This window comes from Elusimicrobiota bacterium, from assembly GCA_041660185.1.
Lineage (GTDB): Bacteria > Elusimicrobiota > Elusimicrobia > 2-01-FULL-59-12 > 2-01-FULL-59-12 > JBAZWU01.
Map to the genome: position 1 here is coordinate 1 of JBAZWU010000019.1, position 18,273 is coordinate 18,273.

19 protein-coding genes are annotated in these 18,273 nt (G+C 53.8%); 18 read left to right on the forward strand and 1 reads right to left on the reverse strand.

What is annotated here, in order from left to right:
* The 5 genes from WC859_10160 to WC859_10180 form a co-directional block, all read left to right on the forward strand.
* On the forward strand, positions 1-625 hold a 625-nt coding region (locus WC859_10160; protein ID MFA5976509.1), incomplete at its 5' end, for a hypothetical protein.
* A gap of 91 nt (positions 626-716) precedes the next feature.
* Positions 717-1,907, forward strand: coding sequence for an OmpA family protein (locus tag WC859_10165; GenBank protein ID MFA5976510.1), 1,191 nt, complete (start codon positions 717-719; stop codon positions 1,905-1,907).
* Entirely contained in the window at positions 1,904-2,671 is a 768-nt protein-coding gene (locus WC859_10170; protein ID MFA5976511.1) for a hypothetical protein, read from the forward strand. Before WC859_10165 ends, WC859_10170 begins: the two co-directional genes overlap by 4 nt.
* A gap of 64 nt (positions 2,672-2,735) precedes the next feature.
* Positions 2,736-3,173, forward strand: a complete 438-nt coding sequence (locus tag WC859_10175) for a hypothetical protein (protein MFA5976512.1) — start codon at positions 2,736-2,738, stop codon at positions 3,171-3,173.
* Between the two features lie 108 nt (positions 3,174-3,281).
* Positions 3,282-3,935 carry a Fic family protein gene (locus WC859_10180; protein ID MFA5976513.1) on the forward strand — a complete coding sequence of 218 codons (654 nt, stop codon included), beginning with the start codon at positions 3,282-3,284 and terminating at the stop codon, positions 3,933-3,935.
* On the opposite strand, the gene WC859_10185 is transcribed toward WC859_10180, so the two are convergent.
* Positions 3,904-4,092, reverse strand: coding sequence for a hypothetical protein (locus tag WC859_10185; protein MFA5976514.1), 189 nt, complete (start codon positions 4,090-4,092; stop codon positions 3,904-3,906). The two genes, WC859_10180 and WC859_10185, sit on opposite strands and share 32 nt — an antisense overlap.
* A gap of 237 nt (positions 4,093-4,329) precedes the next feature.
* Here WC859_10185 and WC859_10190 point away from each other — a divergent pair, with 237 nt between their 5' ends.
* From WC859_10190 to WC859_10250, 13 genes are all read left to right on the forward strand, one after another.
* The gene (locus tag WC859_10190; GenBank protein MFA5976515.1) at positions 4,330-5,487 is read left to right on the forward strand and encodes an ATP-binding protein; all 1,158 of its coding nucleotides are present in this window, start codon (positions 4,330-4,332) and stop codon (positions 5,485-5,487) included.
* Between the two features lie 20 nt (positions 5,488-5,507).
* Positions 5,508-5,837: a hypothetical protein gene (locus tag WC859_10195; GenBank protein ID MFA5976516.1), complete on the forward strand. Its 330-nt coding sequence runs from the start codon at positions 5,508-5,510 to the stop codon at positions 5,835-5,837.
* A 238-nt stretch (positions 5,838-6,075) separates the two neighbouring features.
* Positions 6,076-6,294 carry a helix-turn-helix domain-containing protein gene (locus tag WC859_10200; GenBank protein MFA5976517.1) on the forward strand — a complete coding sequence of 73 codons (219 nt, stop codon included), beginning with the start codon at positions 6,076-6,078 and terminating at the stop codon, positions 6,292-6,294.
* Positions 6,291-7,379, forward strand: a complete 1,089-nt coding sequence (locus WC859_10205; protein MFA5976518.1) for a PDDEXK nuclease domain-containing protein — start codon at positions 6,291-6,293, stop codon at positions 7,377-7,379. The genes WC859_10200 and WC859_10205 overlap by 4 nt, the downstream gene beginning before the upstream one ends.
* Positions 7,376-7,669: a hypothetical protein gene (locus WC859_10210; protein MFA5976519.1), complete on the forward strand. Its 294-nt coding sequence runs from the start codon at positions 7,376-7,378 to the stop codon at positions 7,667-7,669. Before WC859_10205 ends, WC859_10210 begins: the two co-directional genes overlap by 4 nt.
* A 7-nt stretch (positions 7,670-7,676) precedes the next feature.
* Positions 7,677-9,344, forward strand: coding sequence for an aminotransferase class I/II-fold pyridoxal phosphate-dependent enzyme (locus tag WC859_10215; protein ID MFA5976520.1), 1,668 nt, complete (start codon positions 7,677-7,679; stop codon positions 9,342-9,344).
* A complete protein-coding gene (locus WC859_10220; protein ID MFA5976521.1) occupies positions 9,344-10,579 on the forward strand; it encodes a histidine kinase N-terminal 7TM domain-containing protein in 1,236 nt (411 codons plus the stop codon). Before WC859_10215 ends, WC859_10220 begins: the two co-directional genes overlap by 1 nt.
* 4 nt (positions 10,580-10,583) lie before the next feature.
* Entirely contained in the window at positions 10,584-11,663 is a 1,080-nt protein-coding gene (locus tag WC859_10225) for a HAMP domain-containing sensor histidine kinase (protein ID MFA5976522.1), read from the forward strand.
* Positions 11,663-13,111 carry an ATP-binding protein gene (locus WC859_10230; GenBank protein MFA5976523.1) on the forward strand — a complete coding sequence of 483 codons (1,449 nt, stop codon included), beginning with the start codon at positions 11,663-11,665 and terminating at the stop codon, positions 13,109-13,111. The genes WC859_10225 and WC859_10230 overlap by 1 nt, the downstream gene beginning before the upstream one ends.
* Positions 13,108-14,355: an extracellular solute-binding protein gene (locus WC859_10235; GenBank protein MFA5976524.1), complete on the forward strand. Its 1,248-nt coding sequence runs from the start codon at positions 13,108-13,110 to the stop codon at positions 14,353-14,355. The genes WC859_10230 and WC859_10235 overlap by 4 nt, the downstream gene beginning before the upstream one ends.
* A 105-nt stretch (positions 14,356-14,460) precedes the next feature.
* On the forward strand, positions 14,461-15,960 hold the full coding sequence (locus WC859_10240; protein MFA5976525.1) for a diguanylate cyclase: 1,500 nt from the start codon (positions 14,461-14,463) through the stop codon (positions 15,958-15,960).
* 287 nt (positions 15,961-16,247) lie between these two features.
* Positions 16,248-17,222, forward strand: a complete 975-nt coding sequence (locus tag WC859_10245) for a hypothetical protein (protein MFA5976526.1) — start codon at positions 16,248-16,250, stop codon at positions 17,220-17,222.
* A gap of 118 nt (positions 17,223-17,340) precedes the next feature.
* On the forward strand, positions 17,341-18,084 hold the full coding sequence (locus WC859_10250) for a hypothetical protein (protein ID MFA5976527.1): 744 nt from the start codon (positions 17,341-17,343) through the stop codon (positions 18,082-18,084).
* Positions 18,085-18,273 lie beyond the last annotated feature (189 nt).

The following is an 18,273-nucleotide window of genomic DNA, read 5'->3' on the forward strand; positions in this document are numbered from 1 at the left end:
GATGAAAATACTATCAGGGCTAGTACTGGCGTTCGTTCTCGGACTGGTCGCAACCGGTTCTGCGGCCGGCAATAAAACTGCCGCAAAGACTACGACGCCTCCCAAAGACGTTTTTTATGTCTATCAGGATAAGAGTTCCAGATTAAATCATTACATTCCGTCCGGTTGGATGGGAGATTATGGCGACATTAAAATCGAAGACGGCAACACCACCACTCCACTCGATGGGAAAACGTGCTTCAAAATTACCTATAGCGCCAAGGGCACTCAGGGCGCCAACTGGGCGGGTATTTTCTGGCAGCACCCGGCCAACAATTGGGGGGTAAAGCCGGGCGGATTTGATCTCTCCAGCATGAAGCGCTTGACGTTCTGGGCGCGGGGCGAGAAAGGTGATGAGAGAATATCGGAACTCAAGGTAGGTGGTATTGACGGAGAGCACGGCGATTCGGACTCCAATAGTATCGGACCGATTGACCTGACGAAAGAATGGAAAAAGTACACCATCGATCTTGCGGACAAGAACATGTCCCACATTGTCGGTGGATTTTGCTGGTCCGCCAGTCGCGATGATAATCCGGACGGATTTGTCATTTATTTTGACGAAATCCGTTACGAAGCAAAATAAACCGAAGGCCAAAAATATCTTCCTTTTGGAGGAGGTCTCTCGAGATCTCCGGGATGACTCCTCCAAAGGGGGGTATTGAAGAGGGCTTCTTATGCGATACTTCATGGTTGTTGGCCTGGTGTGTTTTATATTTTTCAGTGCATGCCAAACCCTGTCTGTCAAACCAGAACCGGCAAAAGACCGGCTTGGGTTCATGCCGTCCGGACAGCCGTTTAAGCCTTTTCCTGTCATTACGGACCGACAGCCCCGCCAATCGCATTATGTGGCATCCGGCTACATGGGGGACAGTGATTTGTCTCTTTCCGGGGCGTATGTGAAGACTCCGTCGGCCAATGGGCCCTGCTTACGGGTGAATTACCGGGCCAGCGGTGTCAAAGGATGGTCCGGCATTTACTGGCAAGACCCGGCGGATAACTGGGGAGACCGGCCGGGCCGGACCGGGTATGACCTTCGCGGAGCCACCAAGCTGACGTTCTGGGCGCGGGGCCAGAAGGGCGGAGAAAAGGTGCGGGAGTTCAAAGTCGGAGGATTATTCGGGCAATACCCTGATTCCGATGTGGCTTCGATCATCGATATTCGTCTGACCCAGGACTGGCGGAAGTACGCCATCGATTTAACGGGCAAGGATTTGCGGCATATCATCGGTGGTTTTTGTTTTGTGGTCATCAAAGCGGAAAATCCAGGCGGAGCGACCTTCTATTTGAATGATGTTTTCTATGAAGGATTGGAACCCCCTTCTGCCCACTCGGAAGGCGCGGAAACGGTGTCTGCCAAAGTGGCCGAACCCGTCCTGGCTCCGCCCGTTGTTCCCTCGACGGTTTCGGTGAGCAGTCCTTTGCCGGAATCGATTCCTGTGCCGGCCGTTCCGGTCCTTTCAACGACGACCACAACAAAAGATCTCAAGATCAAGGAAACGCGCAAAGGCCTTCGCGTGAGCTTCAGCTCCCAGTTCTTGTTCGCTCCGGGCCAGGCGGAACTGGCATCCGGAAGCAGCCGGATTCTGGAACAGCTGTCCGCGCTTCTGAGCGCTTACCCCTCCAATCGCGTCTTGATCGAAGGACATTCCGACAACACCGGAGCGTCCAGCCTGAATCTGAAGTTGTCTCAGTTGCGCGCCGAAGCGGTCCGGGATTATCTCATTAAGAAGGGTGGTTATGAGGCTTCCCGGTTCCGTGTCATGGGGTATGGAGCCACTCGTCCGGTTGCGGATAATGACACCAAGGTCGGACGCGCTTTGAACCGGCGCGTTGAGGTCACTATTTTGAAGAGTGTGAACGAATGAAAAAACGAATCCGGTTGTACCCGTTGATGGTCCTGGCCCTTTTCATGGGGTGTCACAAGTCGCCGGGCGAACGCGTCAAAGACGCGTCCAATGGCGGGGCGCTCGGCGGATTCGGGTCCACTCCGAATTTTATCATCTTCAGCAGTGAACTCCGGTCAGGGGGCGGGGCGTTTGAGTATCCTGGAGGGGAAAATCAGACGCTGGCCTTTAACGATCAATCGAACCCCCTCAGTTACCGCTCCATTCGTTATAGCTGGACCGGCCAGCCGCCCATGATCGGATGCTCCACCTTTCATGAATTCGCCGGGTTTGATTTGATGCATACCGCGTTCGATTCAACCTATTTGACCACGCCCGGACGCGATTTGAGGGCCGCCGGCTACACCCGGTTGACTTTTTACGCTCGCGGGACGCTGTCCACCAATACGGTGCTCAAAATCGAGGCGGCCACTCCGCCGACAGGAAATACGACTGGATCCGGCGCGTGCGCCTTTCCGATGGAAGGTTCGGCTTGGACGGGGGCGTGCATCGGACTCTTCGGTCAAAATACGGCTTATTTGAATGCTACTAATCCCTGCAGCAACGGTACCTCCGGAACCCTTACGTCTGACTGGCAATTTTTCTCCGTTCCTATTCCCACTATCGCACTCGCGGCGGTGAAGGATTTCTTCAAGGCCACCTTTATCTTTACAGATCCCTACACGCCGGCCCCTCCCGGTCAGGGGGGAACGGTTTACTTTGATCAGATCCAGTACCAGCCGTAATCCCGCCGAAGGCTGACCGGACGCCCGATTGCCTAACACCCGAAAAATAGGTTACGATTCATTCATGAAGAAAAAATCCCCACAGGAACGCCGTGAAGCCAGACGTTTCCCCATCCGAGTTCTCGTGCGGTGTCTGCCCCCTGGGACGCCGCTCAAGCGCAATGGTCATGACGTTCACGGGTGGGAGATGTGGGCGAAAGATCTCGCGGCCGATGGAGTGGGTCTTCAATGGTCCCGCCGATGGGCGTTCCAGCGTTGTCCCCGCTGCTCCGCGGGTCTTTTCCCTCAAAAGAAAAAACAGGAGATTTGTCTTTGCCGTTCGCCCGGCCAACTTCGAAAAGGCCAGATCGTCCAATTGGACGGCTTGGTTTATAACGAAAAAGGTTCCAAACCCATGAAAGGACGCATCCAATGGATCCGTCCGGGAAAAACCGTTTATGAAGTGGGCATTGCCATCACCACGCCCCACCACCGCAGCTACTTCCGCGCCCTCGAATCCTGATCTCTTCCTCATCCGGCAACGTTTAACGTCCTCCCCGATATGCTTGTCTTATTGAAACGTTTACCAGCGGCTACAAATCCAGAAATCCTTTATACAATCGGGCATAGGATGACACCTAAGGATCATTACGATGTTTCTGGTCTGCCGGAGGCGCAGTTTGAGCCAGGTTCCAGAGATTTGGTTCTCAAGAATCTCCTGGGAATCCGGCACAAGAAGGAGATGGACCTGCGGGAGGCGACCGAGCAGATCCACGCGACAGAAGAGCTATTCAGCCTTTTTGATAAGACCCACCGCTTTATAGCCGACGACATCCGCAGAATCCACAAACTCTGGTTGGGGCGCATTTATCCTTGGGCCGGCCACTACCGCCAGGTCAACCTGTCCAAAGGCCATTTTCCATTCCCTCCCGCCACACAGGTCCCTCGACTCATGGCGGAGTTAGAGAAGGGACCTTTGGCAGAATTCACTCCTTGTGCCCGGGATTCCGTCGATCAGACGACAAGGGCTTTGGCGGTTGTTCACGTCGAGTTAGTTCTGGTTCATCCCTTTAGAGACGGGAATGGACGGGCGGCGCGCATGGTGGCTGTTTTGATGGGATCTCAAGCAGGGCTGCCGCCATTGGATTTCGCCGGGATACAAGGCCAACGGAAAGAAGCCTATTTCGCTGCTGTTCGTGCGGGACTTAAACGGGATTATCAACCGATGGAAAAAGTCTTTCGGGAGGTGATCGTCAGGACCTTGCGAATGGCCGGGAAGGGCTAGACGAAAGATGGGAACGAAGCGATTTCTGCAGAGCCGGCAGGAGGCCACGAACCCCCTCGATGGCCGCTGAGGTGAGTACCGTCGCCAGAATAAGAGATTTCCGTTTGGCGCGGTTTTTCAGGTAGGGATTGGTGGCCAGCAGTGATTTCTTTCTCATGGAGAAAGTCTACCATGACTACCGAACCAAATCCAGCATTTTCTCGACGATAAGTTATATCTGTCCCTCCCTGGATATACCCACATCAATAGAACCATAACTAAAACGCAAACCCGAAAAAGTACAAAAAGAAGGATGGGGAGCTTGACAGAACTGACAACCCCTTGGATTGCTAAATGAGAGGTTTATCTACTAAAAATACTAGACATACCTATCAAAATCGTCTATATTTTATTTGTGATTACGCGTGAGTTTGTTCAAGTCCTTCTGGGGCGCCTTCAGGAGCCGGAGCCGCGCATTCAGGTGGTTCTGGGGCCGCGGCAGGTGGGGAAGACCACCGGCGTCCAACAGATGTTGTCACGTTTGCCCGGTTCCCATCATTATGTTTCGGCTGATGATACGTTGACCGTCTCCAATCAATGGATCCAGGAACAATGGCAAACCGCCCGCGAGAAGGGGCCCCGGACCGTTCTGGTCATTGATGAGATTCAAAAAATCCGCAACTGGGCGGAAGCCATCAAGCGGCTCTGGGACGCTCAAAAAAGTGTAGCGGGGATCAAATGCGTTTTGCTGGGATCGAGTTCTTTGTCCCTTCAAAAAGGGCTGACGGAAAGTTTGGCGGGTCGTTTTGAGCTTCTCCCGGTCTGGCATTGGAGTTACCTTGAGTCCCAGGAAGCCTTTGGCTATACGTTGGAGACCTACTTGCGTTACGGCGGGTATCCGGGCGCTCATCTATACCTGGATGATTTTAATCGCTGGTTTTCCTACATCAAATCGTCCATCATTGATCCGGTCATCGGCCAAGATATTCTAAGTCAGCAGTCCATCTCCAAGCCGGCTCTGTTCCGGCAGGCGTTCGAGATTCTCTGCGGGTATCCCGCCCAGGAGGTGAGCTACACGAAACTGTTGGGCCAGCTGCATGACCGCGGCAATACCGATCTGGTCAAGCATTACCTGGAGCTTTACGAGGGGGCTTTTCTTTTCACTTCCTTGTTTAAGTACGCGGCCAAAACGATTCGCGTGAAGGCGTCGAGCCCGAAGATCATTCCACGGGCCCCTGCGCTGTATACCCTCGCCTCCGGCCGTCATGCGCTGGACGATTCGGAAAAGAAGGGACATGTTTTTGAGGCAGCAGTCGGATCGGATTTGCTCCGTATCCCGGGTGCGCAACTTTATTATTGGCGGGACGGAAACATGGAAGTCGATTTTGTCCTGGTTTACCAGGGAAACCTTTATGCCATCGAGGTTAAGTCCGGACGCCGGAAATCAACCGGTCATTTGCTGATTTTTCAGAAACGCCATCCCAAAGCGAAAGCATGCGTCATAACAATGGACAACTACGTGGATTTTGTCCGCTCTCCGATCGATTTTCTCTCCCGCGTCTCCATCCCCTAGAGGTTCCGGCTGGCCGACCCGTGGATCTTCGCCCGGGAAAGACGCTTTCTGCCGGGCGATGCTCTGCGGCGGTCTCCAACCGTCTGGCGACCGCCCGCCGGCCGTCTTGGCGGGCGTTGCTTGCCGTCGCGTCTCCGATGGCCGGCAAACCAGAGGAAGACTCCGGGAGGTCGCCTCAGGCGACCGAACGGGTGCCGGCCAATACGCTCGCCGCCGCTCCGGCGCGCCTCCGAAAGTCGCCGGACAGAAAGCTTCTCCCCCGGGCGCGAGTTAAAACAGTTGGAAAGGAGGAGATCCCGGTTTACCGAGAGTGGCTTGCGGTTTCCGGCGCCTTGGCGAGGACGATTTAAGCCCGCGCTGGCTGGGTCGCTGGAGGCGACTTCAAGGAGTATTCCACTAGTTCGTGGGCGGGTCAGAGCCGAGGCGTCGAAAAAGAAACCGCGTGCCGCGGGTCGGCAAACTGGGATCTCCACTGCACCCGAAAAAAGTGGTGTGGGGGGGCTTGACAGAACTGACAACCCCTGTTATATCCACCAAGATGTGTAAAAATGCTGAATTCTCAACATAACCATGTCGCCTGATGAATTAATGGACCGTACCGAAGCCTGCCGGATGCTGGGCATTTCGCGTCAGACGCTGATTGCCTGGATCCAGAAGGGGAAACTCAAGGTGTGGAAACGCGTGGGCCACGGCACCAACGCCGCCCTTCTCTTTGACCGCACCCACCTCGAAACGCTCCGCTGTGTGCCAAACGCCACCGCTTCAATGGACACTAAGAATTTTTCCGCCGAAGGCGGCCAGTCATGAATAAAATCGCAAACCCGGCATCGGTGTCCTTGCCAAAAGGATACAGGGCATTTCTCCAAGAGTTAAAACAACGCATTCTTTCTGCCCGGATTAAGGGGGCCTTGTCCGCGAACCGCGTTCTTTTAGCTCTGTATTGGAGCATTGGTCGCGACATCGTGGCCCGGCAGAAACGGGACGGTTGGGGAACAAGCGTTATTGACCGGTTGGGACAGGACATCCAGACCGCTTTTCCCGGGATAGAAGGCTTCTCCTCGAGAAATCTTTGGCGGATGCGGGCCTTTTATCTGGCCTATCCGGCGGAAAAAATGCCACACCCTGTGGCAGTTTTATCCGAGACTGTATTTCTGCCACAGTCCGTGGCAGAAATGCCATGGGGGCACCACGCCCTGCTATTGGAAAAAGTCAAGGATCGGACACAACGACTTTGGTATGCCTTTGCGACCCTTCAGCATGGTTGGTCTCGCGATGTGTTGGCTATCCAGATTGAAACACGTCTATATGAACGCCAGGGGACGGCCAAAAAGATCACGAATTTCAAAGCCCTGCTTCCAAAGCCGCAATCCGACTTGGCCGAACAAGCCATAAAAGACCCCTATGTTTTTGATTTTCTCGGCATTTCACAGGATGCCCAAGAAAGAGAAATCGAAGGACAGCTTGTCAAACACATTACGCAATTTCTGTTGGAGCTGGGGGCGGGTTTCGCTTTTGTGGGCCGGCAGGTCCACTTAGAAGTAGGTGAGGAAGATTTCTACATTGATCTCCTCTTTTACCATCTTAAATTGCGATGCTATGTGGTTATCGAACTCAAGGCTGGGAAGTTCAAACCGGAATATGCCGGACAATTGAACTTCTATCTGTCTGCTGTAGATGCGGTTCTTCGTCGGTCTGATGATCATCCAAGCATCGGGCTTATCCTCTGCAAGGATAAGAACCATCTTGTGGCGGAATATGCACTCAAAGATGTCTCAAAACCGATTGGTATTTCCGAGTACCGGTTACTCCGCAGTATTCCTCGTTATCTCAAAGCGGGTCTACCAACTGTGCAGGAGTTGGAAAAGGAACTCGGCCCCGGAGGGAAAAGATGATGAGGAAACGCGTCAAGGGACGAGCCTCCGCCTTCGGCGGTCGGCTCGCCTGCCGTCCGTGGCTTGGAACCACGGGCAGCAACGGCGGAAGCGGTTCCCCTGGGCAAAGCCCGGGGCCCCGTCCGACCATTGGCCACGGCTCCAACGCCGCGCTTCTCTTTGACCGCACCCACCTCGAAACGCTTTGCCGTGTGCCCGGAGCCGTTTTGCCAGGGGTTCCCGCGCAGGTTATTGACCGAGTGATCAAGGTCCGTCCTCTGAATTCGGAAGGCTGCCCACAGGAAAGATAAGGGAGGGATGGGAATGGAACAAGCCGATCAATCTCAGTCTCGCCGAACCGAAAGCAATTCGGCAGCTACGTCCCCTAGCCCTAAATTCGTCAGAAAAAAAACTAAAAGGGCATTATCTTTGACTTCATATCAAGGAAAAGATCGTCGCTCTCACCATAAACGACGCAAAGAGATTCGTTACATACTCCCGGAACAAGGACTCCCTTGCTCCCTTTGTGTTGGTGGGAATGAAATCGAGACATCTCTTGTTGAATTGAGTGATCAGGGAGGTGTATTAGAGAGCGATAAAGTGCTTTCAGTGGGAGCAATTGTGCCCCTGATTCTATGGGTAGGAAAAAAAATAGTGGAAATCGGAGCCAAGATCACCCACATTTATCCCAAAGGAAATGGAACGAGAGTATACCAGTACCGTCTTATGTTTGATGATTGCTTGCCAGAGCAGTTTATAGTTGCGACCAAATTACTCTCAAAGCCAGATCGACGACAATCACATGATATTTATGCGGATGCTCGTCGTTTCTTCCAAAGGGTTCAAGTTTGGAAAACGGATGAGTTTTACCATTATCACCGCGATGACGTGGCCAACGAGGCGGTCAAGCGGGTTGATTTTACGTCTAATGACTATATGGCATTGTCCCGTGACCCCCGCATTCTTAAAGCGGCTGCTCAAGCCATAAAAGACTGTGGACTCGGGACCGCTGGGCCTTCCATTTTTGCAGGAAATCGTCCTCTGCACGAAGAACTTTCGAATGCGATTGCATCGTTAAAGGGAATGGAATCGTGTCTGCTTTGCCCGAGCGGATTTACGGCAAATTCTGGTCTTTTCACGGGGCTTATTCAAAAACCAGGCACTTTCATTTTTCTGGATGAGAAAGATCATGCCAGCATCTATCACGGAGCGATGGCTTCAGGGGGGAAAATAAAAGTTTTCCGACACAATGACATGAAAGATCTGGAAAGAAAACTAAATGCTTATGAAAACTCCACCAGTAAGATTATATGCGTCGATGGCGTTTATAGTATGGATGGAGACTTAGCTCCTCTTGATGTAATTTATGTTCTTGCAAAGAAATACAACGCGTCGCTCTGGGTCGATGATGCTCATTCTTTTGGAGTCTTTGGAGAAAATGGGAGTGGAATAGAGAGCCATTTTGGTCTACGTGGCAAGATCGATATCGTGACTGGATCTCTTAGTAAAGCATTGGGATGTTTCGGTGGATTTGTCTGCGCTAGCCAGGCAGTTACGAAATTTTTAGACCATTTAGGTCGCGAATTTGTCTACACCACAACTCTCCCGGCTACGATTTGTGCAGGCGCTTTAGAAGGTATCAGAATCTTTTCTACGGAAGGAGACGTCCAGCGTCGAAAGTTGTGGGAGAATGTTGCTTATTTGCGAGAGGGATTCCTTGAAAGAGGGTTTCCAATTGGTCCGACCACCACCCCAATAATCCCAATCATTTTTGGGCACGAAACAGTTACTCAGCAATTCGCGCAGGAGCTATATAAACGAGGTGTTTTTGTGAATTCCGTCACACGCCCGGCAGTAAAACGAGACCAGGCTCGCATTCGTTTGGGAATCCGTACGGAACATACACGTGCGCAATTGGAATATGCACTTCAACAGTGTCAAGTAGTCGCCCATTCAATGGGGCTACATTTTGATCAGAGGTCATAATGCTCGCGACAGTTACACAGATCAGCTTGTGGTTAACTCCGATTCTCTGCTTAGCCATTTGCTTGGTAACTTTTCGTAGTGCGATCGCGAATCGCGTACTCTCGCGCACATGGATTCTTTTTAACGCTTTTGTCGCTTTTTGGTCTATTTGTTGGTGGGCAGGAGCTTTTTACTGCACAAGCCCAATTTGGCGCTGGCGGTTGATGTATACGGCCAATGTCTCAGCGATTGCGATCCCACTTCTGTTTGTCGCGTTTGTCAAAGCCTACTTGAATCGATCCATTTGGCATGATCTTTTTTTGAAAGTTTCTCTGTTCTTGTCACTTGTTCTTCTCAGTCTGGCCATTGCACGTCCTGCTGATTTTATTCCTAATTTGCAACGAATGGGGGTCGCTTATATCCCATTAGCCGGATATCTTCTATGGGTTTTTGCTTTTCAATATGCCGTATTGATTTTATTAGGCACGGGTATGCTCATTCGCAATCTGCGTACTCAATCACCCGCACAGCGCAATAAGACTCTGTATATTCTTGTGGGTTGTTTCCTTGGATTTTTTGGCGGTTTTACAACATTTCCTCCTTCTTTAGGAATCATTAAGCAATATCCTTATGGGGTTATATTGGTTCCTATTTATTCATTTCTCATCACGTATGCGATTTTGAAACATCGACTCATGGATATTTCAGTCATTATTCGCAAGACATTGGTGTATTCGAGCGTCGTTGGTGTACTGACTTTTATTTATATAGGAGTGGTTGCTCTGTTCGCCCACATGTTCGAGGGTGTGACCGGTTATCAAACCGTTTTTTCCTCATCCGTTGCAGCGGCTCTTATCACTTTTGGATTTCATCCCATTCGAACGAGAGTCCAGCGCTTTGTGGATAAAAAATTCTTTAGACATCATGTCGATCGCGAAGAAAAGTTATACGAACTGTCGCGAGAGGTCGTCACTCATACGACGGCTGAGGCCATGGCGCAATCTTTGATGAAAGTGCTATCGGAGACTTTACACCCGAAGCGGGCAGCGTTGTATTTACGCGCGCGGGGGGGGGATGGTTTTGCGCCGGTCGCGGCTTTCGGGTGCCTGGGTCTGAATTCTATTGCTGACGGGAACCCTTTGTCATCTTATTTAGTTCATCATCCGCAGCCTTTTGTTCAGGACGTTCCCAGGGAGATTGCGGCATCAATGGATACACGTAATCTAGTTTTGAAAGAACGGAAGAGAGAAGGATAAGGCTGTGAGTCATTTGTCTTTTTTGTTGGTAGTTGTATTCGTGGGCGTAGCGGTGTTAATCAGCTACCTCGTCTGGCGCTATCGGTTTTCTGGTTCTACGACTCCACGTGAAAATGAGGGGGAGCGTCTTCGGCGGGGAACGGCTTCTGTTGAGATGATCAGCCTGGGAATGACAGCGGCTTTTCCGTTGGTGAGTCAAGGCGAATTGCTGGGATATCTGTTGTTAGGGGAAAAAATGTCCGAAGAGTCTTACAGCGACGAGGATCTGCTTCTTTTGCGCATCGTTGCCAATCAGGCGGCTCTGGCCTATCAGCGGGTGCGTTATATGGAGATGGCGGTAAACGGAGCGCGCACCGAGATGCTCAGCGAAATCGCTGGCGGATTTGCGCATGAGATCAAGACGCCGCTGGCGAACATCAGTTTGCCGGCGGAGATGTGTCTGCTGGATCTGCACGAGGTGGAGCAGGGCAAGCGCCGGGCCGACGAGGTGGTGCCGGAACTGAAAGAACGCCTGAAGGGCATTATGGAACAAGTCTTTAAAGCCAGCGACAAGATTGAGGCCATCCGGCAGTTTTCCAAACCAGGGCAGGTCCGTATGGAAGCGGTCAATTTGAGCACCATTTTACAGAACAGTCTGGCGCTTCTGGAGCACCTGCTGCAAAAGGCCGGTGTCCAGATCCGCCTTGAGTTCCCATCCGCCATCCCTCCCATCCAGGGAGATGCCAAGCAGTTGGAGATCGTTTTCGTGAATTTGATCAAAAATGCGGCTGAAGCGATGGGGCAGAATCCTCTGACGGCGCGTGATCTCCGGATCAAGGGCGGCCAATCAGGGGATTGGATTACGGTTTCGGTTCAGGACTCAGGGCCTGGAATCAAGCGGACCGATGTGAATCATTTGTTTGAGGCTTACTTTACGACCAAAGGATCGGATGGTACGGGGATGGGACTTTTTCTCTCTCAGCAGGTCATCAAGGCGCATGGTGGTTCCATCAATGTCAGCAGCGAAGAAGGAAAAGGGACGGAGTTTATAATTCGACTGCCCCGGCACGTTCAGGGGCAGCTCAGCGCCCACGAGGCAGCATAATGGCGATTTTGCGGCTTCTGATCGTTGACGACGACAAGGACCTCACCCGGAATTTAAAGGCGTTTTTTGAACGCTATAAATACCAAGTGGACGTGGCGCACGACGGGCTGCAGGCCATTGAGATGGCGGAAAAATCCTGCCCGCATCTGGTGTTTCTGGACATTGGACTACCCGGGAAGTCCGGCATCGAGGTGCTCCAGCAAATCAAAGCCAAAGATCCGTCGATCCGCGTCATCATGATTACGGGCCAGGTCGAATCCGAGCTGATGGAGAAGGCCCGGAAGCTGGGCGCGGATGATTATGTGACCAAGCCCTTTACCCTGGAATATTTGAACAACGAGGTCCTGGGCAAGCTGCACCGCCAGCTTTTCCAGGATTTGCGCTCGACGTCTCAGACGCTGGCCATTGAACGGGAAAAGGCGGAGCTGCTTTTTGCGCAGGTGACGGAGGGCGTGGTGCTCTTTGATCAGCAGGGTTTGATTTTTGTGGCCAATCCGAGCGCGCGGCAGATGCTGGGCCTTCCGGAGGATCTGTCGTCCTGGACCGCTTCCAAAGCGTTCGCGTCGTTTACGGTGAATCCCCCCGACCGATTAAGCCGTCTGGATCAGGAGAAGGGAGAACCTTTTGATCTGGTGCGGCAGAACCCCAAAATGCTGGTGCTGGAGTGCCGGATAACCCCTATTGAGACTTCCCAGAACGAATGTTCCGGCTACCTGGCGCTTTTTCGGGACGTGACCATGGACCGCAAGGCCGATACCGCCATGCATCATTTTGTCTCTCTGATCAGCCATAAATTGCGCACGCCGCTCGTCACGATCCGGGCCTATCCGCGTCTTTTGCTGAGCGAGCCCGCGGCCAGCCCCTTGAACGACTTCCAGCGCAACGCGCTCGTGACCATCGACAAACAATGCCATGTCTTGGAAGACATGGTGAATCAATTGATTGCGTTCAGCAGTCTGGATCCCGAGGAACTGGTGCGGCAGCGAATGAGCCTGGCGGATCTGGTGGATGAAGCGCTCAAATTTGTCGGAAATGAGTATAAGGATCAATTAGGGACGATTTACCAGGGCGAGTCGCTGTCAACGCTGTTCGTAAGCGTGGATCCCACGCTGTTACAGCAAGCGGTCCGGAACGTGCTTGAGAACGCCTTAAAATTCGGAGCCACGCAGGTGCATGTGAGCGGCCAGGCCCAGGACGGGACCGTGACCCTGAGCGTGCGCGACAACGGCCCGGGCATCCCGCCGGAGGACCGGGAACGGGTGTTTGACCGTTTCTATCAGGTGGAGAAAAGTTTTTGCGGCCAGGTCCCGGGCGCAGGCCTGGGGTTGACCATGGCCCGGCAGGTGGTGGAGGCGCACGGCGGGAAGATGTGGGTGGAGAGCCAGGTCAATCAGGGCTCGACTTTCCTGATGCAGTTGCCGGCGTCAGCGGCGGAGTCGCCTCAATGAGTTCCAACCCGATCCGATTAAACTTGTGGGTGATGCCGAACGCGGGGTTTGATACCCAGCGGGTCATGAATCACGAGCTCGCCCTGTTTCGTGAGGAAAACCCGGGTTTCGATGTCCATCTGACGGTACATCCCTGGCATTTTGCGTGGGACCGGCTGATCGCCGTTGCCAAGCATAAGGACTACCGCAACCCGCCGGATGTCATTCAAATCGGAGGCACTTGGAACGCGACGCTGGCGGCCCTCGGGATTTTAAGCGATCTGACCGATTATCTGGACGATATCGAGCGCACGGACATCATCCGCCCGGTGTGGAATTACTGTTATGAGCCGACCCGGACCAAAGCCTATTCGCTCCCCTGGTTCCTGGACGCGCGGGTCCTGTATTACCGGAATGATATTCTCCATAAGCTTGGTTTGCGGCCGGAGGATATCGGGACATGGAAAGGGTTCAGGGAGGCGTGTGAGCGGCTGCACAATTCCAAATTGGGGAAACGGTATTTTGCCCTGCCCCTGGCGGGACAGAAAGAAGCCATTTTAATTCACGACCTGGCGCCCTGGATCTGGGGAGCCGGGGGGAGTTTCCTGAGTTCGGACCACCATTCCACCCAATTTAACGATCCGTCCGCGCTGAAAGGGATCGATTATTATATCCGGATGATGGTGGACCATCTGATCCCCATTTTCGGGAGGGACCGTTTTTCAACCGGGGACTTCTTTTCCGGGCAGTTTGCCTTTCAGGTGTCCGGGGTATGGCCGGTGAATTCGTATCTAAATCCGGAGTATCCTTACTATCAGCCGGAAGTGGCCAAGCATTATGGAATCTCGGTCTTTCCGGCCGGCCCGGCCGGTCAGGTGACCTTTCTGGGAGGCAGCAATCTGGCCATTGTGAGTACGTCCCAACATCCGCACGCGGCCTGGAAGCTCATTAAATTCCTGACCGGCATGGAAGCCCAGGTCCGCCATTCCCGGCAGATCGGGATGCTGCCCAGCCGCTACAGCGCTCTGGAAAAACTGCTGGCCGTGGCGCCGCCGCCCGTGGCTGAGGTTTTCCGGCATTCGCTCCGGGTGGCGCGGACGCTGCCGTGCGCGGCGACCCTGGGCGCCATTGAGCGCATCATGGGACGGGCCACCCAGAAGCTGATCGCCGCGGTGCGGGAGAATCGTTACGACGAAAAATTGCTGACCGAGGCGATGGCCTCCGCCGCCCGGGAATCGGATTACATTTTGTCGCTTTATGAATAAATTACGGTCGTTATCTCCGCAGGTCACACCATCGTCATTCCCCCCGGTCACTGGGGGGGAATCCATAGATCCCCCGCCAGAACCCGCGGGGGATGACGGGGAAAAATGAAAGATAAACACGCGTTGCAGAAAATCCGCGAGGAGTTCCAGAAGTTCCAACTGGGCGAGCCGCCCCGACACGGCCGCCGCTGGAGCCTTCTGCCGGAAGATAAAAATCAGATGCTGGCGCACGCGCTTCTGTATCTCTGCGAGTGGATGAAAATCGACCGCGGCGCTGTTTTTCTCCTCGATGATAACCGCAGGATGCTGTTGGCGCACCAGCGGGTCGATCTGATGGATGTTCTGCCGGGGGAGGAGGAGATCGCGCTGTTGCCGGATTCGCCCATCAGCCGGCTGCTCGACGGCAAGCGGCCGTCCCTTGTGCTGCGGGAACCGCATGACACCGCCTATCTTCCGCTCCGCGCGTTCGGCAAAATATTCGGGATCCTGCGCGTGGAAAATGTACGGCACAAAAAATTATTCACGGATAGCGACATTGAATTACTGAAGGATTTCACCCACGAGTTGGCGACCGCTTTGCGCGCTCTGGAAATCGCGGCGTCGGAGCGGGAGCGCGTCGGCCAGATGGAAGCTCTTCACGAGGTCTCGAACGCGATTTTCCGGTCCCTGCGGCTGGATGAAATGCTCAAATCCGTCGCCCAGAGCCTGATTACCCAGCTGGGATTCGACCGGACGCGCATTTACCTGATCAATCGCGAGGGGGAAAGCCTGGAAAACGTCCTGACCATGGACCAGCGCCAGCAGGAAATCGTTGAAAAGGAACGGTATCCGCTCAAGCGCGGGGTGCATCCCATGGTGGATATGATCCTCGGGAAAACCGATGACGTACCGATTGAACAATACCAGCGTACGATCGTTTATCTTCCCTTGCGCACCCGCGACGAAAACATGGGGGTGCTCATGGTCGATAACCTGCTCAGCCAGCAGGAAATTCTTCCCGAGCAAATGCCCATTCTGACCGCCATCGCCGGACAGCTGGGCATGGCGATCAAGAACGCCCGGCTGTTCCAGGGAGTGGAAGAGTTGTCGATTACGGACGGCCTGACCAGTCTTTACCTGCTGAGGTATTTCAAACAGCGCTTAAAAGAAGAGTTTTACCGGGCCGAGCGTACCCACGGACAGTTGTCGCTCATGATTCTGGATATCGACCATTTTAAACGGTTTAACGACAGTTACGGCCATCCGGCCGGGGATACCATTTTGTCCAGCGTGGCTGAGCGCATCCTGGCCAATGCCAGAAAAATCGATTTAACCGCGCGTTACGGTGGAGATGAATTCATTATTCTTTTGCCCGATACGTCGGCGGATGAGGCGCTTCTGCTGGCCGAACGTTTGCATCATGCCGTTTCTGACGAAACCGTGCTGTTGCCGCCGGATAAAAATCCGATCCACCTGACGGTCAGCATCGGCGTGGCCACGTACCCGGTTCATGCCGCGACCATCGACGAACTGATTAAACGTGCGGACGAGGCGCTTTATTGGAGCAAATCCCACGGCCGCAACCGCATCCGCCTATATTCTTTCGAAATCCCAACGAAAATCTAGAACCAGTTCATCTTGTCGTCACCCCCGAATGCCTCTGTCGGGGGTCCATCAGCCGTTGTCCTTTCGACAATGGATTCCCCGCCAGTGGCCGCGGGGAATGACGCTCTCAAATAGGCCTTTCGATCTATAGACACGGGAGAAGCGCTTTGCTATCATCTTTTCGTTGCAGTCGCACGAAGTTACGCTGGGACCCCCAATAAAAACCATACGTTTTGAGCACCCTTTCATCGTTATAACTCTGTTTGAGGATAAGTTGTTGTTGCGTTAGTGCATAAAAACAACTCGAAATGATGAAACCTATTCAGCGACGGGCACGCTGTCTCCTTCCTCTTCTCGGAGGATGGATTCTTCTATACGCGGTATCCGCCCAAGCGGCCTTTCTTGATAATGGATGGGGGGCCCGTCCTCTGGGCATGGGCGGCGCTTTTACCGCTGTCGCCGACGACTCCAACGCCGCTCTCTACAACCCCGCCGGCCTGGTCCAGGTCCAATGGAACGAATTCAGCGCCATGTACGCCCGGATGTTCTCCGGGCTCACCCTCTACGCGGCAGACGACCAGGTCCATCTCGATCAAAGCTATCTCGCTTACGTCTCCAAACCCATCCCCCATATAGGCTCTTGGGGCCTTTCCTGGGCGAACTTCACCACCACGCACCTCTACCGCGAAGACACCCTGACTCTCTCGTATGCCAGGAATGTCGGAGATTTCTTTCCAGTTCTTGATAATTTTCTTGCGCTGGGCTTGAATGTAAAGTACTTACATAGAGGGATTACTCTGGACGCCCGTTCAGTCAACGACCCTGTTTTTGCTTCAGGGAACGACAGCGCCTCAGGGATGACGGTGGATGTCGGGTTTCTTTTGAAGCCGGAGGATGGCCTGCTGGAAGGATGGCGCATCGGTCTGGCTGGAAAGAACCTGACCCGGCCGGATGTGGGTTTTCAGGAAAAGGATCCCGTTCCAATGGAGTGGCGGCTGGGGGTGGCCTACCAGAATCGGCAGCATCCCTGGCTGGTTCCTACGATGGATTTCACTCGCCGGGACGGGGTGACCGGGGTCCACGGGGGAGTGGAGAGCTGGCTTTTCAACGATATGGTGGGACTGCGGGTAGGCGGGAACCGGGATGAGGCGACGGCCGGCTTGAGTTATTACCAGGCGATCAGCAAGAAAGTCGGGTTCCGGCTGGATTACGGCTTCGCGATACCTTTTTATGTGGAAGGAACGTCCGGCAGCCACCGGCTGGCCGCGACGGTATATTTCTAATGAACCGATTTGCTGACAGCCAAATGTCTGCCGGCAATGCGTGACACAAAGCCTTGAGGAGACAGGGCCAGCGGGTCTGAGTTCCATCTTCAATACTGCAAAAATAAGGAGGACGTTCATGTACAGAAAACTAAAGAAGTCCTTAAGCCTGGGGATGCTGGTCCTTGGCTTAGCGGCGCTAGTCTCTTCACAGAGCTATGCCGTTTTCACCAGCATGCAACGCAGCACCAACACAGCCACAGCGACCACATCCGGAACAGGGCTCATTGCCATGACGGTGGGGATTCGGGTGATTGCAACCGCAGCCACCGATACCGCCATCCGATGGACGGGCGTGACGTTGCCGGCCACATGGGTTAGGTCCAGCAACTACATCCAGCTGGATTCGACTCTGACGCTCAGCGGCGCCGCGATCCAGATGTATACGGACAACCGGGCGGCGGATGCCAGTCCGAGCTATGGCGGCACACCATCGATACAGGATGGAGCCGGCTTGATCGACACGAGCACAAACACCATAGTTCTTCCAATGGCCTGGAGCATCAAGGATTCTACCGTCACAGCCGCCAACGTGGCTCCTCCGGCGGAGAATCCCCAGTCCGAGTCTGTTCCGTCCTACCAGTGGTTGAACTTCAAGGATCGCAGCACCGTAGCCATTCCGACCCAGAACATCACGGTCTTTACTGACGGTGAGGACTGGGTGACGGTGAAGAAGGGTGGTCAGGCGCAGTTCTTCCAGGCGACATGGTTCCCGACGGCAAGTACACGGAACTATATCTTCTTTGAGGCGAACTTCGCGGCCGCTCAAACACCGAAGACTTATCAGACGACCACGCTGCGTTTGGAGTCTTACACACCGTAAATACGTAACCCTGAGGGGGGCTGCCGCACGGGCGGCAGTCCCCCCATTTAAGGGGAGAAACCAATGAGACTTCCGGGAAATTCATCGCCGTTTCAAGTCCAGAAAATTCTCCGGCCCTCCCTGGGGCTGGCGGGTTTCTGGGGCCGATGGATTTCCCTGGGGGTTTTCTTGACCGTTATGGGAAGCCCC